Origin of the sequence: Saccharothrix xinjiangensis (assembly GCF_039527585.1) — a bacterium.
GTDB classification, from domain to species: domain Bacteria; phylum Actinomycetota; class Actinomycetes; order Mycobacteriales; family Pseudonocardiaceae; genus Actinosynnema; species Actinosynnema xinjiangensis.
In genome coordinates this window covers 113,309-138,140 of sequence record NZ_BAAAKE010000020.1, presented here as the reverse complement: position 1 = coordinate 138,140, position 24,832 = coordinate 113,309, and the positions used below count along the sequence as shown (strand labels likewise).

General features: G+C 77.4%; 8 protein-coding genes (1 of these 8 only partly in view). 5 read left to right on the top strand and 3 right to left on the bottom strand.

All coding sequences use genetic code 11. The features are described 5' to 3' along the window. Complete coding sequence (locus tag ABD223_RS30575; RefSeq protein ID WP_344040081.1) at positions 1-660, bottom strand: response regulator; 660 nt, start codon at positions 658-660, stop codon at positions 1-3. 93 nt (positions 661-753) lie between these two features. Here ABD223_RS30575 and ABD223_RS30570 point away from each other — a divergent pair, with 93 nt between their 5' ends. Next, complete coding sequence (locus tag ABD223_RS30570; RefSeq protein ID WP_344040080.1) at positions 754-2,286, top strand: sensor histidine kinase; 1,533 nt, start codon at positions 754-756, stop codon at positions 2,284-2,286. Between the two features lie 28 nt (positions 2,287-2,314). Continuing rightward, on the top strand, positions 2,315-3,010 hold the full coding sequence (locus ABD223_RS30565) for a tryptophan 2,3-dioxygenase family protein (protein WP_344040079.1): 696 nt from the start codon (positions 2,315-2,317) through the stop codon (positions 3,008-3,010). Between the two features lie 77 nt (positions 3,011-3,087). Here the strand turns inward: ABD223_RS30565 and gntA are convergent, their stop codons facing one another. Both gntA and ABD223_RS30555 read right to left on the bottom strand, forming a co-directional pair. Next, entirely contained in the window at positions 3,088-3,756 is a 669-nt protein-coding gene (gntA, locus tag ABD223_RS30560) for a guanitoxin biosynthesis heme-dependent pre-guanitoxin N-hydroxylase GntA (RefSeq protein ID WP_344040078.1), read from the bottom strand. After that, positions 3,734-4,987: a cytochrome P450 gene (locus ABD223_RS30555; RefSeq protein ID WP_344040077.1), complete on the bottom strand. Its 1,254-nt coding sequence runs from the start codon at positions 4,985-4,987 to the stop codon at positions 3,734-3,736. Before ABD223_RS30555 ends, gntA begins: the two co-directional genes overlap by 23 nt. Before the next feature lie 237 nt (positions 4,988-5,224). Between ABD223_RS30555 and ABD223_RS30550 the strand changes: the two genes are divergently transcribed. The 3 genes in view from ABD223_RS30550 to ABD223_RS30540 are tightly spaced (at most 14 nt apart) and all read left to right on the top strand, a layout consistent with a single transcriptional unit that may run on beyond the window. Next, positions 5,225-6,958: a fatty acyl-AMP ligase gene (locus ABD223_RS30550; protein ID WP_344040076.1), complete on the top strand. Its 1,734-nt coding sequence runs from the start codon at positions 5,225-5,227 to the stop codon at positions 6,956-6,958. Next, positions 6,955-7,245, top strand: coding sequence for an acyl carrier protein (locus ABD223_RS30545; protein WP_344040075.1), 291 nt, complete (start codon positions 6,955-6,957; stop codon positions 7,243-7,245). Before ABD223_RS30550 ends, ABD223_RS30545 begins: the two co-directional genes overlap by 4 nt. Positions 7,246-7,259: 14 nt before the next feature. Further along, positions 7,260-24,832: the 5' portion of a non-ribosomal peptide synthase/polyketide synthase gene (locus ABD223_RS30540; protein ID WP_344040074.1), read on the top strand. The gene runs 3,859 nt beyond the window's last position; the window shows 17,573 of its 21,432 coding nt (coding positions 1-17,573); it begins with the start codon at positions 7,260-7,262; its stop codon lies off the right edge, out of view.

The following is a 24,832-nucleotide window of genomic DNA, read 5'->3' as shown; positions in this document are numbered from 1 at the left end:
TCACCGGTCCCCGTCGACCAGCTGGGCCTCGTAGCCCAGGATCGCGGCCTCCACCCGGTTGCGCACCCCCAGCCGGTTCAGGATGGAACTCACGTGCGTCTTCACCGTGCCCTCGACCAGGGACAGCGCCTTGGCGATCTCGGCGTTGGACCGGCCGGCGGCCAGCAGCGCCAGCACCTCCCGCTCCCGGGCGGTGAGCTGGTCGGTGAGCTTGCGGGCGACGACCGACCTGGAGAGCCGGTCACCGCTGAGCCTGGTGATGACCCGCCTCGCCACGCGGGGCGACAGGAACGCCGCGCCGTCGGCGACCGCGCGCACCGCGGCCAGCAGCTCGCGCGGGTCGCCCGCCTTGAGCAGGAAACCGCTGGCGCCGTCGCCGAGGGCGCGGGAGATGTAGTCGTCCTCGCCGAAGGTGGTGAGGATGACGACGGCGGTGGCGGAGGCGCTGCGGCGGATCTCCGCCGCGGCCGACAGCCCGTCCAGCTCGGGCATCCGCACGTCGAGCAGCACCACGTCGGGCCGGTGGCGCAGCACGAGGTCCACCGCGGCGCGGCCGTCGGCCGCCTCGGCCAGCACCTCGACACCGGGGTCCGTCTCCAGGATCGCCCGCACGGTGGCGCGCACGCTCGCCTCGTCGTCCGCCAGGACCACCCTGATCACGGCCACCCCCCGATTCCCCGCACTGACCCGGTGCGCCTGCATGGTCGCACAGCGTGCGCGGATCCCGGACCGGGGGCCGGTAGGGTCGGGCCCGTGATCGGAGTCGCCGCGCGGTACCGGGATCGACGGGCAGTGGTCGCCGACCTGGTGCTCTGGGCGCTGCTGTCGGCCCTCGTGCTGCTCGGCTCGCCGATCGGCCCCGTGGCGCTGCCCTGGGAGTGGCGGGTCGCGGCCCTGGCGCCGTTGGCCGCCGCCGTCGTGCTGGCCCGCGCGCTGCCGCCGGTGGCGCTGGGCGCGGTCGCCGCGCTGAGCGTGCTCGACGCCTGGTTCTTCCCCGCCCTGTTCGCACTGTCCTACCTGGTCGGCAGGAACGACGCCCGTGAGCGGCAGGCGCTCTACACCTTCGCCGGGATCGTCGTGGCGGGCACCGCGACGCTGATCGTCCTGCCCGACGCCGGGACCGCGCTGCGCACCGTGCCGCTGCTGACGCTGTCGATCACCCCCTGGCTGATCGGCCGCCACCGGCGGGTGCAGGGCGACCTGGCCGCCGCGGGCTGGCAGCGGGCGATGGACCTGGAGCGCAGGCAGCGCGAGGTCGCCGAGCGCGCCCGGCTGCGCGAGCGGTGGCGCATCGCCCAGGACATGCACGACCAGCTCGGCCACGACCTGAGCCTGCTCGCCATGCGCGTGGGCCTGCTGGAGGTGGCGGGTTCCCAGGACGACCGGGTGCGCGAGCTGGCGCGCGAACTGCGCGAGGTGGCGCAGGGCGCGGTCGAGCGCCTGCACGACGTGATCGGCGTGCTGCGCGCCGACGGCGGGACCGACGACGTGACGGCTCGCGCGCCGGTGCCCGACGACGCGGCGGCCATGGTCGACGCCGCGCGCCGGGCGGGCATGGCGGTCGAGCTGCGCCGGGACGGCGCGGAGGACCTGCCCGAACCGGTGGAGCAGGCCGTGCGCCTGGTGGTCCGCGAAGCGCTCACCAACGCCGGCAAGCACGCGCCCGGCGCCCGGGTGCGGGTGCGCCTGCGCACCGCGGCCGACGGCACGGACGTCACCGTCCACACCGGCGCGCCGCCCGCGGGGCGACCGGACCGCGTGCGCGGCAGCGGCAGCGGGTTGACCGCGCTCGCCGAGCACACCGCCGAACTCGGCGGCGTCTTCGACTCCGGCGCCCGGGACGGCGGGTTCGTCGTGCACGCCTGGTTCCCCCGCACCGGGGGGACCAGGCGCGACCTGCCGAAGGCGCCGCCGGTGAGCGACGTCCCGGCCCGCCGGAGCCGTGGTCTGACGGCGGCCATGGCGCCGCCGCTGGCCGCCGTCGTGGTGCTGCTCAGCCTGATGATGGCCTACTTCGCCGACACCACCGACGACACGGTCCTCGGCCCGGGCGCCTTCAACAGCCTCGCGCTCGGCCAGTCGCGCGCGGACGTCGCCGGGCTCCTGCCCGCGCGCCAGGTGGCCGTGACCGAGGTGGCCGGTCCCGCCGCGCCACCCGGTTCCCGGTGCGAGCACTACCGCACGCGCAACGGCGACCTCTTCGAGTCGGACATCCCGGTGCACCGGCTCTGCTTCACGGACGGGCGGCTCGTCCTGAAGGACGCTGTCTCGGCCCGCCTGACCTGACTCTTCACACGGACGGGGATAGGCAGACATGTCCGACGCACCGCACACCGACCAGGCGTACGGCGACATCCTCCGGCTGGAGCCGTTGCTGGCGTCCGCGCACGTGCACGAGGGCTCGCCGGAACGGATGTTCTTCCTGGTGACCCACCAGGCCTGCGAGCTGTGGTTCGCCCTGGTGCTGGGCCACCTCGACGCCGCGGCGCGCGCCCTGCGCGACGACGAGGCGGACGCGGCGGCCGGGTGGCTGGAGCGGCTGCCCTCGGTGGTGCGGGTCCTGGTGGCGCAGTTCGACGCGCTCACCACGCTCGCGCCCGCCGACTTCGAGGGCATCCGCACCGCGCTCGGCTCGGCCAGCGGCATCCAGTCCGCGCAGTTCCGCGAGATCGAGTACGCCTGCGGCCTGCGCGACACCCGGGCCCTGTCCACCCGGGGCTTCAGCGAGGCCGAGCGCGACCGGTTGCGGCGGCGGCTGACGGAGCAGTCGGTCGCCGACGCCTACGAGCGGTTGGTGAAGCGCCGCGGGCACGCGGACGCCGGCGTCATCCGGGTCCGCGCGGCGCTGCTGGACTTCGACGAGGCCTTCGTGGTGTGGCGGGCCAGGCACGCCGGGCTCGCCGAGCGCTTCCTGGGCGGGCGGCGGGGCACCGGCGGGTCCGAAGGCCCCGCCTACCTGTGGCGCGCCGCGGGGAAGCGGCTGTTCCCCGACGTGTGGGGCGCGGCCTGACGCCGGGCCGGCGGTCGGCTCGGCCGCCCTGGCGCCGGGCGGGCGGCTCAGCCGCCCCTGATGCCGGGGCCGTCGGCTCAGTCGTCGGACCGGAACGGGCAGCGCCAGTCCGGTCCGACGGCGCGGCCGGAGTACTGCCCGGCCTCGGAGGCCGTGCCGTGCTCGCTCAGCATGGGGTTGACCCCGCCCTGCAACGCGGTCTCCAGCGCGCGGATGCGCCGCTGGAAACCCGCATACGCGCCGGTCTCCCTGAGCCTGCGGAACTGCCGGTGCGAGTTGAACACCAGGGCCGGGTAGGCGAAGCGGCGGGAGATCCGGGACGCGCCGGGGTGCAGGCCCGCGACGAAGAACGGGTGCCCGGCGACGCTGAAGCCGAAGTGCGGCGAGCCCGGGTCGGAGGACACGTCGCCCGCCCAGGCGAACTCGCGCGCGTCGACCCGCCGCAGGGCGGTCAGCCGGTCCCACAGGTCCCGCTCGAACGCCTCCTCCGAGCCGCGCCCCGGCGCGCGGAACACCGCGCAGAACGCGGCCAGGGCCGTCCGCTCGTCCGGGATGACCGCGGCGAAGTCGACCAGGTCGGCGTGCAGCCGCTCGTCGTCGGCCGCCGACGTCAGGTCCCGGTACACCCGCAGGGTCAGGGTGCCGCGGCGCAGCGCGGACCTGGCGGCCAGGCAGGTGAAACCGGGGCCCGAGACCCAGGTGGCGAACTGCCGCCCGATGTCGTCAGCCGGCTCTTCGACTCGCACGGCCCACTCCCGGCTCGGGGCGCGCGGGGCGGATGGCGTCGAACTCCACGTCGAGCGCGCGCGGCCCGCGGAGGGTGACGTTCGGCTTGTACTCCACCGTGTCGCGGGCCGGCCGGGGACCCACGACGCGGTCCGCGAACAGCTCGAACGCGATCGCCGCCTCCAGCCGGGCCAGGCCCGCGCCCAGGCAGAAGTGCGGGCCCGCGGCGAACGCGAGGGACGGCGTTGACCGGTCCCGGTGGAGGTCGAACCGGTCCGGGTCCGGGTACGCCGCCGGGTCCCGGTTGGCCGCGGCGAGGAGCACCAGCACCAGGTCGCCGGTCTCGACGGGGGCGCCGCCGACCGACAGCGGCGCGGTCGCGACCCTGGTGACCAGCTGCACCGGCGCGTCGTGCCGCAGCACCTCCTCCACCGCGGCCCAGGCCAGCTCCGGGTCCTCGCGCACCTCGGCCAGCTGCGCGGGGTGGCGCAGCAGGGCCAGGACGCCGTTGGCGATGAGGTTGACGGTCGTCTCGTGGCCCGCGTTGACCAGCATCACGCAGGTGGCCAGCAGCTCGCTCTCGCTGAGGCGGTCGCTCTCCTGCTCCACCCGCAGCAGGCCGGACACCAGGTCGTCGCCCGGGTCGTCGCGGCGGCGGCGCAGCAGGTCGCGGAAGTAGGCCACGAACGCCGCCCGCGCCCGAGCCGCCTCCGCGCCGACCTCAGGTGTGCGCAGGCCGGGCAGCGGCGGTTCCAGCGCGGCGGACAGGTGGGCCGACCACCGGAGGAAGTCGCGGCGGTCGGCGTAGGGCACGCCCAGCAGCTCGCAGATCACCCGCACCGGCAACGGGTGCGCGAAATCGGCCACCACGTCGAAGCTGCCGCGGTCGGCGGCCTCGTCGAGCAGGCCGTGGGCCAGTTCCCTGATCCGCGGCCCCAGGGCCTGCACGACCCTGGGGGAGAACGCCTTGGCGACCAGCCCGCGCAACCGGGTGTGGTCCGGCGGGTCCAGGTGGAGGAAGTTGCGCGTGCGCGGGCCGCGGCGCGTGGGCGACTGGCGGGCGCGCTCGCGCTCGCTGCTCATGGCCGGGTGGCGCAGCAGCGTCCGGCAGTCGTGGTAGCCGCTGACGGGGACCACACCGTCACCGGTGGTGAACGGACCCGCTTCCCGCAGGCGTCGCAGCACCGGGTACGGATCCGGCCTGCTCTCCCAGCTGACCAACCGGGCCAAGTCCTGCGATGGACTGGACATGGGTGCCACTGTCGGGTCGTGGCATTGTGGCGGTCAAGCGCGCCAGCGGATTTTCAGCGACGGCTTAATGTTCGAACTAATGTGCGCCGGTCTTTTTATCGCATGGACGTTGAGCTGCGGGTTCGCTGTTTTCCTGGCTTGTTAAGCCCTCCTCGAAAGGCCTGGGCCGGCACTTTTCCGGGTGGGTTTTCCGCCTAAGCTCGGCAACTCTGGGTCCGGCTGGAAGGCGGTGCGCGGGTGCGCGAGTGGATCAGGGGAGGCACCGGGGTGGCGGAGGTGGTGCTCGGGCACGTCGAGCGCACCCCCGAGGCCCTCGCCGTGGTGGACGTGCTCGGCAGCGGCCCCGACGGGCCGTCCGCCTCGTGGACTTACGGGGACCTGCACCGGCGGGCCGCCACCGTCGCGGCCCACCTGCGCGAGCGGTGCGCGCCCGGCGACCGGGTGATGCTGCTGTACCCGGTCAACCGGCACTTCGTCGCGGCGTTCCTCGGCTGCCTCTACGCCGGCGTCGCCGCGGTGGTCGTCCCCCCGCCCGGGGGCTCGCAGGTCCAACGCCGCCGGGCCGGGGCCGTGGTGGCCGACGCCGGGGTCCGCCTCGCGCTGACCGACTCGGAGAGCTCCCGTGCGGTGCGCGACTGGGTCGCCGAGCTGCGACTGTCCGAAGTGGACGTCACGGTCACGGACGCCCGGGACTACGCGGATCCCGCGGACTGGCGGTTGGTGCGCACGGACGAGGACTCCCTGGCGCTGCTCCAGTACACCTCCGGCTCGACCGGCTCGCCCAAGGGCGTCGTGGTGCGCCACGGCCACCTGGCGGCGAACGCGCGCGCGTTCGGCGCCGCGCTGGGCTGGAGCACCCCGCCCCGCTTCGGCGGCTGGATTCCCATGTTCCACGACATGGGCCTGATCATGCAGCTCGTCCCGGCCCTGCTGGCGGGGACCGCGGACGTGCTGATGACCCCGACCGCGTTCATCCGGGACCCGTGGTCCTGGCTCGACGCCATCGGCCGCTACGGCATCACCTGCTCCGCGGCGCCGAACTTCGCCTACGACCTGTGCGTGCGCCGCGTGGACCCGGAGCGGGTGGCCGAACTGGACCTGTCCGGCTGGGAGTACGCGATCAACGCCTCCGAGCCGGTGCGCATGGCCACCATGACCGACTTCGCCAAGCGCTTCGCCGCCGCCGGCTTCCGCGAGCGGTCGTTCGTCCCGCTCTACGGCCTGGCCGAGTCGACGGTGTTCACCTCGGCGACCGCCGACCGCGCGCCGCAGGTCGTCCGCGTGGACGACGTCGCCCTGGGCCGGGGCGAGTTCACCGCCGCCCGGCCCGGCGCGCCCGCGCGGTCCGTGGTCAGCTGCGGCGCCCCGGTCTCCGCGGCCGAGGTGCGCGTGGTCGACCCCGACACCGGCGCGCCGCTCCCGCCGAACCGGGTGGGCGAGATCTGGCTGCGCGGCGACAGCGTCGCGGGCGGCTACTGGCTCAACGAGGCGGAGACCGCCCGCGTCTTCCGCGCCAGCAGCCCGGGCGACCCGACCGAGTTCCTGCGGACCGGGGACCTCGGCGTGCACCACGACGGCGAGCTGTACGTCATCGGGCGGCTCAAGGAGGTGCTGATCGTGCGTGGCCGCAACCTCTACCCGCAGGACGTCGAGCACGAGCTGCGGGCGCGCCACCCCGAGCTGGGCAACGTGGGCGCGGCGTTCTGCGTGCCGGCGGGCGGGACCACCGAGGGCGAACCGGGGCCGGACGAGCTGGTCGTCGCCCACGAGGTCCGGGAGACGGACCCGGAGCGGCTGGCCGCGCTCGCCGTCGCCATGAAGGTGACGGTCGCGCGGGAGTTCGGGGTGTCCGCCGCGGACGTCGTGCTGGTGCCGCCCGGCGGCGTCCCGCGCACCAGCAGCGGCAAGATCCAGCGCTCGCTCATGCGGGAGCGGTACCTGGCCCGCGGGAACGCCGGGGAGGGGGAATGACGACCACCGGCGCCCGACGGCCGTCCGACGCGACCTCGGCGGAGCAGCTGCTGGACCGGCTCACCGCCGTCGTGTCCCCCCACGTGAAGGTCCCCCCCACCGGGCTCGACCCGGCCGTGCCGCTGGCCGAGTACGGCCTGGACTCGGTGACCGCCATCGCCCTGGCCGCCGAGGTGGAGGACGAGCTGGGCGTCGTGCTCGCGGACGACGCGCTGTGGGAGCACCCCACCCTCGACGAACTGGCCGCACTGCTGGAGCGGGAGCTGTCCGGCCCCGCGTCCGACTGAGCGACGGGAGCGGGATGACCGGCACCGGCACGCCTCGGCACGCCCTGACCGCGGCCCAGTCGGAGGTGTGGGCCGCCCAGCAGTTGGCGCCCGCCGACACCGCCTACACCATCGGCTTCTACCTCGACATCGACGGCCCGGTCGACCCGGAGCTGTTCCGGCGGGCGGTCACCGCGACCGTCGCGGAGTGCCCGGCGCTGCGCGCCAGGTTCGTCGCCGACGCCGACGGCGTGTGGCAGGAGGAGGCGCCCGCGGGACCGGTGCCCGTCCCGGTCGTCCACGCCGCCGACGAGGCCGCGGCCGTCGCGCACATGCGGGCCGACCTGGACCGGGTGGTGGACCTGGCGCGCGGGCCGGTCGCCGCGCACGCGCTGCTGCGCCTCACCGCCGACCGGCACCTGTACTACTTCCGCTGCCACCACATCGCCGTCGACGGCTTCGGGCAGGCCCTGTACTGGCGCAGGCTCGCCGAGGTCTACACCGCGCTGGTCGGGAAGACCTCGCCGCCGCCCGCGCCGTTCCCCTCGCCCGCCGCCCTCGTGGCGGAGGAGCGGGCCTACCGCGAGTCGGCCCGCGCCGAGCGCGACCGGCGGTACTGGGCGACGGCCCTGGCGGGCGAACTCGCGCCCACGGGTCTCAGTGGCCGCACCGCCGCGCCGTCGTCGCGCCCGGTGCGCCATCGCGCCCGGCTCGCCGCCGAGGAGGAGTCGCGGCTGGCGGAGGTGGCGGCGCGGCACGGCGCCCGCGCCTCCGCCGTGCTCACCGCCGCCGTGGCCGCCTACGTCCACCGCCTCACCGGCGCGCACGACGTCTCCCTGGCCGTGCCGTTCACCGGCAGGCTCACCCGGACCGCGCTGAGCACGCCCGGCATGCTGGCCAACGAGCTGCCGGTGCGAACCGCGGTGCACCCGTCCGACCCGTTCGCCGACGTCGTCACCCGCACCGCCGCGGCCCTCGCCTCGGCCGCGCGCCACCAGCGCCACCGCGGTGAGGACCTGCGGCGCGAGCTCGGCGGCGGCTCGTCGGCCCGGGTGCTCGTCAACATCCTGTCGTTCGACCTGGCGCCCCGGTTCGCCGGGCACGAGGCCCGGCCGGTGCAGCTGTCCGCACCGCCGGTCGCGGACGTCGCCCTCACCTTCTTCGGCTCTCCCGGCGCGCCCGGCGGCGTGCGGGTCGTGCTCGACGCCAACCACCGGCTCCACAGCCCCGCCGAGGCCGCCGCCCACCTGGACCGCTTCCTCGCGTTCCTACGCGCGCTGCTCGCGGCGCCCACCGCCCCGGTCGGCCGGGTGGAACCACTCCTCCCCGGTGAGCGGGAACGCCTGCTCGCACTCGGCAGCGGCCCGCCGGCGCCGTCCGGGCGCGCGGACCTGCCGGACCACTTCCGCGCGGTGGCCCGCCGCCTGCCGGGCGCGACCGCGGTCGCCTGGTCGGGCGGGTCGCTGACCTACGCCGAACTCGACGCCGCCTCCGACCGCCTCGCCGCCCGGCTGCGCGCCGCGGGCGCGGGCCCGGAGCGCTCGGTGGCGCTGCTGGTCGACCGGTCGGCCCACCTGGTCGTCGCGACCCTCGCGGTGGCCAAGTCGGGCGCGGCGTACCTGCCGCTGCGCGCGGGCAGCCCGGCCGCGTACCAGCGGCGGCTCGCCGGGGACGTCGTGGCGGTGGTCGCCGACGCGACCACCGCGGCGGAGGCCGCGGACCTCGGCGCGCCGGTGATCGCCGCGGACGACCCGCGCGAGGACGCCGGAGACCCGGTTCCCCGCTCCGCCGGCGGTCATCCCGACCGGCTCGCCTACGTCATCCACACCTCCGGGTCGACCGGCGAGCCCAAGGGCGTCGCCGTCACCCACGCCGACGTGGTCGCCCTGGCCCTGGACGGCGCGTTCCGCGGTGGCGCGCACGACCGCGTCCTGCTGCACTCCCCGCACACCTTCGACGCGGCCACCTACGAGCTGTGGGTCCCGCTGCTCAACGGCGGCCGGGTCGTGCTCGCCCCGCCGGGGCAGCTCACGGCCGCGGGTCTGGCCGGGGCCGTCGCCGAGCACCGGGTGACCGGGATGTTCCTCACCAGCTCCCTGTTCCAGCTGATCGCCGAGCAGGACCCGGCCGCGTTCGCCGGCGCCCGCGAGGTGTGGGCGGGCGGCGAGGCGGTCCCGGTCCAGGCGGTCCGGCGCGTCCAACTGGCCTGTCCGGGCTTGACCGTCGTCAACGGCTACGGCCCGACCGAGGCCACGACGTTCGCGCTGAAGCACACCGCGCCCGCCGGCGGGCCCTCGGACACCGTCCCCATCGGCCTGCCCCTGGACGGCGTGCGCGTCCGCGTCCTCGACCGCCGGCTGGGGCTGGTCCCGCCCGGCGCGCCCGGCGAGCTGTACCTCGCGGGGGAGGGCCTCGCGCGCGGCTACCGGGGACGGCCGGGGCGCACCGCCGAGCGCTTCGTCCCGGATCCGCACGGCCCCGCCGGGAGCCGGGCGTACCGGACCGGCGACCTGGTGCGGTGGACCGACGCGGGAGTGCTGGAGTTCCTCGGCCGCATCGACGACCAGGTCAAGCTGCGCGGCTTCCGCATCGAGCCGGGCGAGGTGGCCGCCGTGCTGGCCGGGCACCCCGCCGTGGGCGCCGCGCACGTGGTGGTGCGCGAGGACCGGCCCGGCGACCGGCGCCTGGTCGGCTACTTCACCACGACCGCGCCGGTGTCCGCCGCGGAGGTGCGCGCGCACGTCGCCGCCGCCCTGCCGGACTACCTGGTGCCCACCGCGCTGGTGGTGCTCGACGCGTTCCCCCTCACCCCCAACGGGAAGGTGGACCGGGCCGCGCTGCCCGCGCCCGAGCGCGCCACGGGGGCGGGCCGCGTGCCGGGCACACCGCGCGAGGAGGCGCTGGCCGGCCTGTTCCGCGAGGTGCTCGGCGTGCCCTCGGTGTCCGCGGACGACGACTTCTTCGCCGCCGGCGGGCACTCCCTGCTGGCCCTGCGGCTCGTCGGCCGGGTGCGCGCGGTGTTCGGGGCGGAGCTGGGGCTGCGGGAGGTGTTCGACGCGCCGACGGTGGCCGCGCTGGCCGCGCGCCTCGCACCGGCCGCCGCCGCCAGGCCGCCGATCACCCCGCGCGGCCCGGGGGCACGGGTGCCGCTGTCCTCGGCACAACGCAGGTTGTGGGTCCTCGACCGCCTCGTCGCCGACCGGGCCGCCTACCACGTCCCGGTGGCCGTGCGGCTGGTCGGCGACCTCGACCGCGCCGCGCTGGACACCGCCCTGCGGCTGGTCCTCGACCGCCACGAGGCGCTGCGCACCGTCATCGCGGAAGACGCCGACGGGCCGCACCAGGTGGTGCTCGCGGAGCCCCGGTTCGCCGTGGCGGCGGCGGGGCCGGGAGAAGCGCCCGCCGACCTGGTCCGGCGACCGTTCGACCTCGCCGCGGACCTGCCGCTGCGCGCCTGGCTGCTGCCCGAGCCCGGTGGCGCGCACGTGCTCCTGCTGGTCCTGCACCACATCGCGGGCGACGAGCGGTCGCTGGCCGTGCTGACCCGGGAACTGGTGGCCGCCTACACCGCGACCACCGAGGGGCGGGCGCCCGACTGGCGACCCCTGCCCGTGCAGTACGCCGACTACGCGCTCTGGCAGCACGAGGTGGCGGCGCGGGGCTCGGACGGCGGCCTGGAGTGGTGGCGGGACCGCCTCGCCGGACTGCCCGCCGAACTCGCCCTGCCCGCCGACCGGGCCCGCCCGGCCGTGGCCTCGCACCGCGGTGGCGAGGTCACCGCCACCGTGCCCGCCCCGCTGCGGGACGGGCTGGCCGCGCTCGCGTCGGACCGGGGCGCGACGCTGTTCATGGTCCTGCACGCGGCGCTGGCCGCGGTGCTGGGCCGGACCGGCGCCGGCGACGACATCCCGATCGGGTCGCCGATGGAGGGCAGGCCCGACCCCGCGGTCGACGACGTCGTCGGGGTCTTCCTCACCATGCTGGTGCTGCGCCTGGACACCTCGGGCGACCCGACGTTCGCCGAGCTGGTGGACCGCGCCAGGGCCGTGGACCTCGACGCCTACGACCACGCGGACGTGCCGTTCGAGCGCGTCGTGGAGGAGGTGGCCCCGGAGCGGTCGCCGGCCAGGCACCCGCTGTTCCAGGTGATGCTCGCCCTCAACGCCGAGCAGGACGCCGCGCTGCGCGCCTTCGACGCGCTGCCCGGCCTGTCCGCCTCGGCCGCCACCGTCGGCACGGGCACCGCCAAGTTCGACCTGACCGCGACCTTCGTGGACCGGGGCGAGGAGGGGATGGCGCTCACCCTGGAGTTCGCGCGCGACCTCTTCGACGACGGGACCGCCCGGCGCCTGGCGCGGTGGCTGGTGCGCGTGCTGGAGCAGGGCGCCGCCCACCCGGACCGGCCGATCGGCGAGCTGGACCTGCTCGACGCCGACGAGGCCCACCTCGTGCGGGTGGCGTGGAACGACACCGCCGTCCCCGGCACGCCGCCCGACGTCCTGGACTCGGTGTTCGCGCAGGACCCCGCCGCCGTGGCCGTGGTGTGCGGTGGAGCGGAGGTCACGTACGGGGACCTGCGCGGACGGGTGGAGCGGGTGGCGTCCGGGCTGCGGGCCCGGGGCGTCGGCGCCGAGTCCGTGGTCGGGGTGGTGCTGCCCCGGTCGGTGGACCTCGTCGTGGCGCTCCTCGCGGTCTGGCGGGCCGGTGGCGCCTACCTGCCGCTCGACGCGGGGTTGCCCGCGGAACGCCTGTCGTTCCTGCGCTCCGACGCCGCCCCCGCGCTCGTGGTCACCGAGGGCGTCATGGCGGAGCTGTCCCGGGGGAGCGGTGCGCCGGCCGCCGGTGGCGCCGCGCTGCCGGACCAGGCCGCGTACGTGATCTACACGTCGGGGTCGACGGGTCGGCCCAAGGGTGTGGTGGTGTCGCGGGGCAATGTGGCGAACCTGTTGGGGGACATGCGGGTTCGGTTGGGGTTGTCGTCGTCGGACCGGTGGTTGGCGGTGACGACGGTGGGGTTCGACATCTCGGTGCTGGAGCTGTTCGGTCCGCTGACCTCCGGCGGCCGGGTCGTGCTCGCGGAGGAGCGCGACGTCCGCGACCCGGCGGCCCTGCGCGCCCTCGTCGAGCGCCGGGGTGTCACGGTCGCGCAGGCGACGCCCACCCTGTGGGACGTGGTGCTGGCGAGCGAGCCCACGGCGGTCGACGGGCTGCGCGTGCTCGTGGGCGGCGAGGCGCTGCCCGCCGGCGTCGCGGACGGGCTGGCCGCGCGGGCCGCGTCGGTGCTCAACGTGTACGGGCCCACCGAGACCACCGTGTGGTCCACCAGCGCACCCGTGCGCGGCGGGGAGCTGCCCTCCATCGGCGGCCCGGTGGCGCGGACCCGGGTGCACGTGCTCGACGAGCGGTTGCGCCCGGTGCCGGTCGGCGTGCCCGGTGAGCTGTACGTCGCCGGGGCCGGCGTCACCCGCGGCTACCTGGCGCGCGGCGCGCTGACGTCGACGAGGTTCGTCGCGGACCCGTTCGACCGGTCCGGGCGGCGGATGTACCGCACGGGCGACCGGGTGCGGTGGCTGCCGACCGGTGAGCTGGCCTTCCTCGGCCGGGTCGACGACCAGGTGAAGCTGCGCGGGTTCCGCATCGAGCCGGGCGAGGTCGAGGCGGTCCTGCGGGCGCACCCGGCGGTCGGCGCGGCGGCCGTCATCGTCCGCGAGGACGCACCCGGCGCGCCCCGGCTCGTCGCCTACACCACCGGCGCCGCCGAGCCCGCGGACCTGGCGGCCCACGCCGCCGCCCGGCTGCCCGGCCACGCGGTGCCCGCCGCGTTCGTCGTGCTCGACACCCTGCCCACCACGCCGAACGGCAAGCTGGACCGGCGGGCACTGCCCGCGCCGGACCTGCCCGCCCCCGGTCCCGGCCGCGCACCGGCCACGCCGCGGGAGGCGCGGCTGCTCGCCCTGGTCGCGGAGGTCCTGGGCGTGCCGGACGCGGGCGTGGACGACGGCTTCTTCGCCCTGGGCGGCGACAGCGTCCTGGCCATGCGCCTGGTCGCCGCGGCCCGGGACCGCGGGCTGGTCCTGTCCGAGCGGGACGTGTTCAGCCGCGCGACCGTCGCCGACCTGGCGCAGCCGACCATCGCCGAGATCGCCGCCGCCGACACCGCCGCCGACACCGCCGGGTCGACCGGGCGCGACGACTCGGCGCTGCGGGCCGAACCCGGTGTCGAGGACGTCCTGCCCCTCACGCCGTTGCAGGAGGGGTTGCTGTTCCACCACCTCTACGAGGGCGCGGGCGCCGACGTCTACACCGTGCAGGTCCACGTCGACGTCGAAGGCGCGGTGGACGCCGCCCGGCTGCGCTCCGCGCTGGACGGGCTGTCGCGCCGGCACCCGGCCCTGCGGGCGGAGTTCCGCCACGTCGGGCGCGGCGAGCCCGTGCAGGTGATCCGCGACGACGTCCGGATCCCGCTGCGGGAGGTCGTCTCCGCCGGGTTCGACCGGGTCGCCGAGCGGGAGCGCGCCACCGGGTTCGCGGCGGACACCGCGCCGCTGGTCCGCTGCGCCCTGGTGCGCGGCGACGGCGACCGGTGCCGGCTGCTGCTCACCCTGCACCACCTCCTCGTGGACGGCTGGTCGCTGTCGGTCCTGCTGCGGGACCTGCTCGCCGCCTACGCGGGCCGCGCGCTGCCGCCCGCCCGGACCCACGCCGACCACCTGCGCTGGCTGGGCGCCCGCGACCACGCCGCCGCGCTCGCCGCGTGGCGGCCGGTGCTGGCCGCCGCGGGCGAACCCGCGCTGCTGGCGGCGCCCGGGGGCCGGTCCGCCGAGCCGCCCCGCGCCGTCCGCTTCGGCCTGACCGAGGCCGAGTCCGCCGAGGTGGCGGCCTTCGCCCGCGCCCGCGGGTTCACCGTGAACACCGTCGTGCAGGGCGCCTGGGCGCTCGCGCTCGGGCACCTGCTGGGCCGGGTGGACGTGGCGTTCGGCGTCACGGTGGCGGGGCGGCCGCCGGAGCTGGCCGGCGTCGAGGACGTCGTGGGCCTGCTCGCGAACACCGTCCCGGTGCCCGTCCACGCGCACCCGGCGCGCACCGCCGCCGACCTGCTCACCACCCTCCAGCGGCAGCAGGCGGACCGCTCGTCGGCCACCCACGTCGGGCTGGCCGACCTCCAGCGCCTGTCCGGCGGCGACCTGTTCGACACCGTGCTCGTGTTCGAGAACTACCCGTACGACCGCGGGGCGCTCGACGACCTGGCCGCCGCCTCGGGCCTGGCGATCACCGGTGTGGGCGGGCACGACGCCACGCACTACCCGGCCGCCCTGGTCGTCGTGCCCGGCCCGGCGATGTCGTTCCGCCTCGACCACCGCCCGGACCTGGTGCCGCCGGCGCGCGCCGGCGAACTGGCCGCCCTGCTGCTGCGGGCGTTGCGCCTGGTCCTCTCCGCGCCCGACCGCCCGCTGGCCCGCGGCGACCTCCTCGCCCCCGAGGACAGGCGGCGCCTCGCCGCGCTGGACGGCCCGACCGCGCCGCTCCCGCCGACGACGCTCACCGCGCTCCTGGACGACCGGTGCGCCCGGACACCGGACGCGCCCGCCGTCCGCTACGCCGGCGCCACCCTGACCTACCGCGAGCTGCACGACCGCGCCGCGGTCGTCGCGGCCCGGGTGGTCGCGGCGGGCGGCGGCCCCGGCCGGTTCGTCGCCGTGGCGCTGCCGCGCGGGCTGGACCTCGTGGTCGCCCTCGTCGGCGTGCTCAAGGCCGGCGCCGCCTACGTGCCGGTCGACCCGGAACTCCCGGCCGAGCGCGTGGCGCTCCTGCTCGACGACGCCCGGCCGGCGGTGGTGGTCACGACGCCGGCGGTCGCCCTGCCGCCGGCGCCCGCGCCGGTGGTCGGACCGGGCGGCGGCGAACCGGCGCCGGACGTGGCCCTGCCCGTCCCCGCGCCGGGCGACCCGGCGTACATGATCTACACCTCCGGGTCGACCGGCCGCCCGAAGGGCGTGGTCGTCCCGCACTCGGCCATCGTCAACCGGCTCCTGTGGATGCAGGACGAGTACCGGCTGGAGGCCGACGACCGGGTCCTCCAGAAGACGCCCGCGAGCTTCGACGTGTCGGTCTGGGAGTTCTTCTGGCCGCTGGTCCAGGGCGCCCTGCTCGTCGTGGCCCGGCCCGGCGGTCACCGGGACCCGGACCACCTGGCGGAGCTGATCCGCGCCGAGGGGATCACGACCGCGCACTTCGTGCCGTCGATGCTGCGCGCCTTCCTCGACGCGCCCGGCGCGCGGCGCTGCGCCGGCCTGCGCCGGGTCGTGTGCAGCGGCGAGGAGCTGACCGCCGACCTGCGCGCGCGGTGGCACGCCCTGCTGCCCGTGCCGCTGCACAACCTCTACGGCCCCACCGAGGCCGCGGTGGACGTCACCGCGCACACCTGCGACCCGGCCGACACCGGGCCGGTGCCGATCGGGCGCCCCATCCGGAACACCACCGCGCGCGTCCTCGACGCCGCCCTGCGGCCCGTGCCCGTCGGGACGCCCGGTGAGCTGTACCTGGCGGGCGCCTGCCTGGCCACGGGGTACCACGGCCGCGCCGCGCTCACCGCGCAGCGGTTCGTCGCCGACCCGGCGGGCCCGCCCGGGTCCCGGCTCTACCGCACCGGCGACATCGCCCGCCTGCGCCCGGACGGGGAACTGGACTTCCTCGGGCGCGCGGACGACCAGGTCAAGATCCGCGGCGTCCGCGTCGAACCGGGCGAGGCCCAGGCGGTGCTCGCCGCGCACCCCGACGTCGCCGCCTGCGCGGTGGTGGTCCGCGAGGACCACCCGGGCAGCCCGCGCCTGGTCGGGTACGTCGTGCCGGCCCCGGGCGCCGCTCCCGATCCCGCCGACCTGGTCGCGCACGCCGCCGCACGGCTGCCCGAGCACGCCGCGCCGACGGCGGTGGTGCTGCTCGACGCGCTGCCCACCACCCCGAACGGCAAGCTCGACCGGCGTGCGCTCCCCGCGCCCGTCGCGTCCCGCGCGTCGGGCCGGGCGCCCGCCACGCCGGTCGAGGCGACGATCGCCGACCTGTTCTCCGAGGTGCTCCGGGTGCCGGGGGTGTCGGCCGAGGACAGCTTCTTCGCGCTCGGCGGCGACAGCATCCTGTCGCTGCAACTGGTCGGCCTGGCCCGCGGCGCCGGGCTGGCGCTGACCCCGCGCGAGGTCTTCGAGGCGCGCACCGTGGAGGCGCTCGCGGCGCTGGCCAGGACCGCGGAGCCCGCACCGCGCGCCGCCCCGGCCCCGTCCGGCCCGCTCGCGCCGTTCCCCATGCAGCGCTGGCTGTCGGCGCTCGGCGGTCCGGTGGACGGGTTCGCCCAGGTCCTGGTGGTCCGGGCGCCCGCGGGGACCCGGACCGCCGACCTGGCCGGCGCGGTGCAGCGCCTGGCCGACCACCACGAGGCGCTGCGCCTGGCGGGCTCGCCCGAAGAGCTGCACGTGCGACCGCCGGGCGTGCCCGTCCCCTCGCCGGTCACCGTGGACAGCTCCGCCCTCACCGGCGCCGCGTTCGCCGACGCGGTCGAGGAGCAGGCGGACCGGGCCCGACGCGCGCTGGACCCGTCCGAGGGGCGCGTGGTCGCGGCGGTCCACTTCGACCGCGGCCCCGACCGGCCCGGCGCCCTCCTGCTCGCGATCCACCACTACGCCGTGGACGGGGTGTCCTGGCGCATCCTGCTGCCCGACCTGGCCGCCACCCTCGACCGCCCGGGTGAACCGCTGCCCCCGGCCCGGACGGCGCTGCGCCAGTGGGCCGAGCACCTGCGCGACGGGGCCGCCGCCCACCGGGCGGAACTGGCCCACTGGGTCGACGCGCTCCGCGACGCGCCCCCGCGACGCCTCGACCCCGCGCTCGACCGGCACGCCACCGCGGGGCGCAGGCGCGACCGGCTGCCCACCGCCACCACGGCCGCGGTGGTGGGTGACGTCGCCACCGCTTTCCACGCGGGCGTCGACGAGGTGCTGCTCACCGCGTTCGCCGTCGCGGTGCGGCTCTGGCGCGGCGCCCCCGACCCGGTGCTGGTCGACGTCGAGGGGCACGGCAGGCACGACGGCGACCTGGACCGCACCGTCGGCTGGCTGACCTCGCTGCACCCGGTGCGGCTGGACGCCGGACCGGTGCGCGCCGGCGACCTCGCGGGCGGGCACGCGCTCGACCGCGCGCTCAAGCGCGTCAAGGAGCAACTGCGCGCGGTGCCCGGCCGGGGCCTCGGCCACGGCGTGCTGCGCCACCTCGACGACGAGGGGCGGGCGGCGCTGGCGCCGCTGGGCGCACCTCCGCTGGGCGTGAACTACCTCGGCAGGCTGGCGGCCGACGGCGGCCGGGACTGGGACGTGCTGCCCGAGCTGGCGGGCGTCGGCGGCCGCGCGCACGAGGACCTGCCGCTCGCGCACGAGATCGACCTCGACGTGGTGGTCTTCGACGGACCGGGCGGCCCCGAGCTGGACAGCACGTGGACCTGGGCCGCGCGGCTGGTGACCGAAGCCGACGTCGCCGCGCTCTCCGCGCTGTTCCACGCGGTGCTCGACGGGTTCGCCGCCCTGGTGCGGCTGCCCGGCGCGGGCGGGCGCACCCCGTCCGACCTGCCGCTGGTCCGGCTGACCCAGGCCGACGTCGACCGGCTCGCCGACGCGCAGGACGTGCTGCCCCTGACCCCGATGCAGGAGGGGCTGCTGTTCCACCGCGCGTCCGTGGGCGCCGACGCCGACGTCTACACGACCCAGGTCCACCTGGACCTGGTCGGGGAGCTGGACGCCGGGCGGCCGGGCGCCGCGCTCGCCCGCCTGCTCGACCAGCACCCCAACCTGCGGGCGGGACTGCGGCACGCCGACCTGTCCACGCCCGTGGCCGCCGTGCCCGCGGCGGTCGGGGCGAGGTGGCGGGTGGTCGACCTGACCGCGACGCCCGAACCCCGCCGCGCGAGCGCCGTGGAGGCGGTGACCGAGGAGGAGCGGACCGTGCCGTTCGACCTGGCCGACCCGCCGCTGCTGCGCGGCGCCCTGATCAGGTCGGGCGCCGACCGGCACCGGCTGGTGCTCACCGCCCACCACGCCGTGCTCGACGGCTGGTCCACGGCGCTGGTCGTGCGGGCGCTGCTCGCCGCGTGCGCCGGGCGGGAACCCGATCCCGCGCCGCCCTACCGGGCCTACCTGCGGTGGCGGGCCGGGCAGGACGCCGAGGCCGCCACCGCCGCGTGGCGGCACGCGCTCGCGGACCTCGACGGGCCGACGCTCGTCGGCGAGCCGGGCGTGGTCGGCGCGGAACCGCCCCGGCCCCTGCGGTTCGCGCTCGACGAGGGGACGACCGCCGCGCTGACCGACCTCGCGCGCGCCGAGGGCGTCACCGTCAGCACCGCGGTCCAGCTCGCCTGGGCGCTGGTGCTCGGCGCGCTCACCGGCCGGACCGACGTCGTGTTCGGCGCCGTCGTGTCCGGCAGGCCCGCCGACGTGCCCGGCGTGCGGGACATGATCGGCCTGTTCGTCGAGACCGTGCCGGTGAGGTTCCGGTTGCGCCCCGGCGCCCGCGCCGCCGACCTGCTCGCCGAGGCGCACCGCGACCAGGCCGCGCTGCTGGACCACCACCACCTGGGCACGGCCGGGATCCAGCGGATCGCGGGCCTCGGCGAGCTGTTCGACACGTCCGTGGTGTTCGAGAACTACCCGGTCGACGCCGAGGGCGCCGCCGGGGCCGCCGGGTTGCGGGTCGAAGCGGTCGGCGGGCACGACGCGACGCACCACGCGCTGGGCCTCGCGGTCACGCCCGGTCCCCGGTTGCGGTTCCGCCTCGACGCCCGGCCGGACGCCGTCGACGACGAGCGGGCGCACGCCGTGGCCGGGCTGCTGCTGCGGACCCTGCGCGCGATCGCCGGGCGGGCGCGCGTCCGGCCGTCCGAGCTCGTGCTCGTGCCGGCGGCGGCCCCCGTGCCGTCCCCGCCCCGCGCCGGCGGCACCGTGCTCGACCTGTTCGCGGAGCGGGTGGCCGTCGCGCCCCGCGCCCCGGCGGTGTTCTCCGACTCCGGCGTCCTCTCCTACGCGGACCTCGACGGGCGCGCCAACCACCTCGCGGTCGAGCTGGCGCGACGGGGCGTGGGCGCGGAAGACGTCGTCGCGCTCGTCCTCCCGCGCGGCGAGCTGTTCCCCGTCGCGGTGCTGGCGGTCCTCAAGGCGGGCGCCGCCTACCTGCCCGTCGATCCCGACCACCCCACCGCGCGCGTCGTCCAGTCGCTCGCCGACGCCGAGCCCGCGCTCGTGCTCAGCACCACCGGGCTCGCGACCGGGCTGCCCGACGACCGGCTCGTCCTGCTCGACGCCGAACCGCCGGGGCGCCGCGACCGCGGTCCCGCCGTGGAGGTCCGGCCGGACGCGGCGGCCTACGTCATCCGCACCTCCGGGTCGACCGGCGCGCCCAAGGGCGTGGTGGTACCGCACCGGGGCGTCCCGAACCTGGCGCTGGCGCAGGCCGACCGGCTCGGGATCGGGCCGTCGTCGCGGGTGCTCCAGGTGGCGTCCCCCGGGTTCGACGCGGCGGTGGCCGAGCTGTGGACCACCCTGGCGACCGGGGCCGCGGCGGTGTTCCTCGACCGGGACCAGGTGGCGCCCGGCGCGCCGCTGGCCCGCGCGCTGGCCGGGTTCGCCGTCACCCACGTCACGCTGACCCCGTCGGTGCTCGCCGCGGTGTCCGAGGGCGAGGTGCCCGCCGGGGTCGTGCTGGTGGTCGCGGGTGAGGAGTGCCCGGCGGCGCTGGTCGAGCGGTGGTCGGCCGACCACGTGGTGGTCAACGCGTACGGCCCCGCCGAGGCCACCGTGTGCGCCACCATGAGCGAGCCGTTGCGCGGCGCGCTCGTGCCACCGCTGGGCGAGCCGATCGACGGTGTCGGTGTGCGGGTCCTGGACGCCTGGCTGCGCCCGGTGCCGCCCGGCGCCGCGGGCGAGCTGTACGTGTCGGGAGCGGGCCTGGCCCGCGGCTACTCGCGTCGCCCGGACCTGACCGCGCAGCGCTTCGTCGCCTGCCCCGACGGACCGCCCGGCGCCCGCATGTACCGCACGGGCGACGTGGTCCGGGTCGGGCGCGACGGCGCGCTGCGCTACGTCGGCCGCGCCGACCGCCAGGTCAAGGTCCGCGGCGCGCGGGTGGAGCCCGCCGAGGTCGAAGCCGCGCTCGCCGCGCTGCCCGGTGTGCGGCGGGCCGTCGTGGTGGTGCGACCCGACCGCGCCGGCGCGCCCTCGCTGGTGGGGTACGTCGTGCGCGACGCCGACGCGGTCGGCGACCCCCGCGGCGCGCTGGCGGCGGCGCTGCCCGCCCACCTCGTGCCCGCGGCGGTGGTCGACGTGGCCGCGTTCCCGGTCACGCCGAACGGCAAGCTCGACACCGCCGCGCTGCCGGTCCCGGCCGAGCACGTCCCGACGGGCAGGGCGCCGCGCACCCCCGGCGAGGCGGCGCTCTGCGACCTGTTCGCCGAGGTGCTCGGGGTTCCCGGCGTCGGCCCGGACGACGGGTTCTTCGCCCTGGGCGGCCACTCGCTGCTCGCCACCCGGCTGGTCGGCCGCGTGCGCACCGTGCTCGGGGTCGACCTGGGCGTGCGGCAGCTGTTCGACGCGCCGACACCGGCGGCGCTCGCGGCGCTCCTGCCCGGGGCGGCGGACGCGCGACCCCCGCTCACCCGTCGACCCCGCCCCGATCGCGTCCCCGCCTCGCCCGCGCAGCAGCGCCTGTGGTTCCTCGACCGCCTCGACGCGGGCGGCGCGTACCACCTGTCCGCCGCGCTGCGGCTGTCCGGTGCGCTCGACGCCACCGCGGTGGAGGCCGCGCTCGCCGACGTGGCCGGTCGCCACGAGGCGCTGCGCACGCTCCTCGACCACGACGTCGACGGCCCGCGCCAGAGGGTGCTCGCCGAGGCCCGACCGGAACTCGCGGTGCGGGCGTGCGACCCGGAGGGCCTCGGCGACCTGCTCGCGGACCTGGTGGCCAGGCCGTTCGACCTGGCCGCGGACCTCCCGCTGCGCGCCGCCCTCGTCGACGCGGGCGACGGGGACCACGTCCTGCTGCTGGTGCTCCACCACGCCGCCGCCGACGGGTGGTCGCTGCGCCCCCTGCTGCGCGACCTCGACACCGCCTACACCGCCCGCCTCGCCGGGCGGGCCCCCGGCTGGGCGCCGCTGCCGGTGCAGTACGCCGACCACACCCTGTGGCAGCTCGACGCGCTCGGGGACGAGGACGACCCCGGCAGCCCGATCGCGGTCCAGCTCGCGCACTGGCGCTCGGTGCTGGCCGGGCTGCCGCCCGAGCTGCCGCTGCCGACCGACCGCCCCCGGCCCGCCACCCCGTCCCACCGCGGCGGCGTCGTCCCGTTCTCCCTGGACCGCGCGGACCACGAGGCGATGCGCGCGGTGGCCCGCGACCACGGCGCCACCGTGTTCATGGTCGCGCACGCCGCCCTGGCCGCCCTGCTCACCAGGGTCGGCGCGGGCGCGGACATCCCCGTCGGGACCCCGGTGGCCGGGCGCGCGGACCCCGCTGTCGAAGACCTGGTCGGGTTCTTCGTCAACACCCTGGTGCTGCGCGTCGACACCGGCGGCGACCCGACGTTCGCGGACCTCCTGGCCCGCGTGCGGGAGACCGACCTGGACGCCTACGCCCACCAGGACGTGCCCTTCGAGCGGCTGGTCGAGGTGCTGAACCCGCCGAGGTCCACCGCCCGCCACCCCCTGTGCCAGGTGGTGCTGACCGTCAACGACCCCGCGCACGTCGGCCCGCCCGCCCGCTTCGGCGGGCACGCGGCGGTGGCCGAACCGGTCCGGTCCGACTCGGCGAAGTTCGACCTGGTGCTCACCCTGGCCGAGCGGCCCGGCGGCGGGGTCGACGGCGAGCTGGAGTTCGCCCACGACCTGTTCGACCCGGGCTCGGCGCGGCGGCTCGTGGAGCGCTTCCTCCTGCTGCTGCGGGATGTTTGCGCCGACCCGCACCGCCGCATCGGCGCCGTGGACCTGCTGTCCGCGGCCGAGCGCCGTGCCCTGCTCGCCCCGCCCGCGCGGATCGCCGAGCCCGACGTGCTGCCCGCGCTGTTCGCCCGGCAGGCCGCCCGCCGCGGCGACGCCACCTCGATCACCGACGGCGCCGCCCGGCTGTCCTACGCCGAGCTGGACCGCCGCTCCGACCGGTTGGCCCGGCGGCTCGCGGCCCGCGGCGCCCGCCCGGAGGCCGTGGTGGCGGTGGCCCTGCCCCGGTCGGCCGACCTGGTGGTGGCGCTGCTCGCGGTGCTCAAGGCGGGCGCGGCCTACCTGCCGCTCGACCTGGACCACCCGCCCGCCCGGCTGGCGGCCGTGCTCGACCAGGCCGACCCGCTCCTGGTGGTCACCGACGCGGCGTCCCGCCCCCTGCTGCCGGGCGACCTGCCGGCGCTGCTGGTCGACGAGCCGGGAGGGGCGGAGCGGGAGCCGGTGCGCCCCCACCCCGACCACCCCGCCTACGTGATCTTCACCTCCGGCTCGACCGGGACGCCCAAGGGCGTCGTCGTGCCGCACGCCAACGTGGTCCGGCTGCTCCGCGCCACCGCCGACGACTTCGGCCTCGCCGACACCGACGTGTGGACCTGGTTCCACTCGGCCGCGTTCGACTTCTCGGTGTGGGAGGTCTGGGGCGCGCTGCTCACCGGCGGCAGGCTCGTCGTCGTGCCGCGCGGCACGAGCCGCTCGCCCGGCGACTTCCGGCGGCTCGTCGCCGAGGAGGGCGTGACGGTGCTGAGCCAGACGCCCTCCGCCTTCGACCAGTTCGCGGCCGAGCCCGGGTCCCCGCTCGCGGTCAGGCTGGTCGTCCTCGGCGGTGAGGCGCTGGCCTTCGACCGGCTCGCCACCTGGTGGCGGGCTCACGGCGACGCGGCCCGCCTGGTCAACATGTACGGGATCACCGAGACCACCGTGCACGTCACCGCCCGGGACCTCGCGCCGACCGACGTCGGACCGGCCAGCCTGGTCGGCCGCCCCCTGCCGCACCTGGGGACCGCCGTGCTCGACCCCGCGCTCGAACCGGCGCCGCCGGGGACGACGGGCGAGCTGTACGTGACCGGGGCCGGGGTCGCCCGCGGCTACCTCGGGCGCCCGGACCTCACCGCCCACCGCTTCGTGGCGGACCCGCACGGGTCGCCGGGCGCCCGCATGTACCGCACCGGCGACCTGGCCCGCTGGACCGCCGACGGCGAGCTGGAGTACCTCGGCCGCGTCGACGACCAGGTGCAGCTGAGGGGCTTCCGGGTCGAGCCCGGCGAGGTCGCCGCCGCGCTGGGCGCGCACCCGGGCGTGGCCGCGGCGACGGCCGTGGTCCGGGAGGACCGGCCGGGCGATCCCCGGCTGGTCGCCTACGCGGTGCCGCGCGGACCCGCGCCGCACCCGGCCGACCTGCGCGCGCACCTGGCCGCCGCGCTGCCGGAGCACATGGTGCCCTCCGCCGTGGTGGTCCTCGACGCGCTGCCGCTCACCGCCAACGGCAAGCTGGACCGCGCCGCGCTGCCCGCGCCCGCCCGCACCACCGCGCCCGCCGACCGGGGGTCGAGGGACCCGCGCGAGCAGATCCTTCGCGGCCTGTTCGCCGAGGTGCTGGGCCTGGACGAGGTCGGGGCCCACGGCGGTTTCTTCGAGCTGGGCGGCCACTCGCTGCTGGCGACCCGGCTGGTCAACCGGGCGCGCGCCACCCTGGGCGTCGACCTGTCGGTGCGCGACCTGTTCGACGCGCCCACCCCCGCCGGGCTCACCGCGCGCCTGGCCGGCGCGGGCGGAGCCCGGCCCGCCCTGTCCGCCGGCCCCCGCCCGGAACGGCTCCCGCTGTCCGCGGCCCAGCGGCGGATGTGGTTCCTGCACCAGTTCGGCGGACCCGCCGCGAGCTACCACGTGCCGGTCGCCGTCCGCCTGACCGGCGCCCTGGACCTGCCCGCCCTGCGCGCCGCGCTGGCCGACGTCGCGGCCAGGCACGAGGTGCTGCGCACGACCTTCCCCGAGGACGCGGACGGGCCGCACCAGCTCGTGTCGGACACCGGCGCGCCCGTGCTGACCGTCCTCGGCGCCACGCCCGACCGGCTCGACCACGACCTGACCCGGGAGGCGCTCGTCCCGTTCGACCTGGCGCGCGACCTGCCGCTGCGGGCGACGCTCCTCCGGCTGTCCGAAGTGGACGGCGTGCTGCTGCTGGTGCTGCACCACATCGCCGTCGACGGCTGGTCCCTCGGTCCGCTCTCCCGGGACCTCGTCGCGGCTTACCGCGCCCGGCGGGACGGCGGCGCGCCGGAGTGGGGAGCGCTGCCCGTGCAGTACGCCGACCACGCCCTCCGGGAGGCCGCCCTCCTGGGCGAGGAGGACGACCCGACGTCGCCGTTGGCCCAGCAGGTCGAGCACTGGCGGGCACGGCTGGCGGACATGCCGGAGGAGACCGCGCTGCCGCTGGACCGGTCCCGCGCCGCCGTCCGGTCACCCGAGGCCGACACGGTCGGGTTCGCGCTCGACCCCGGGGTGCACGCCCGCGTCGAGGCCTTGGCCCGCGCCCGCGGCGTGACCGCGTTCATGGTCGTGCACGCCGCCGTCGCCGCGCTGCTCTC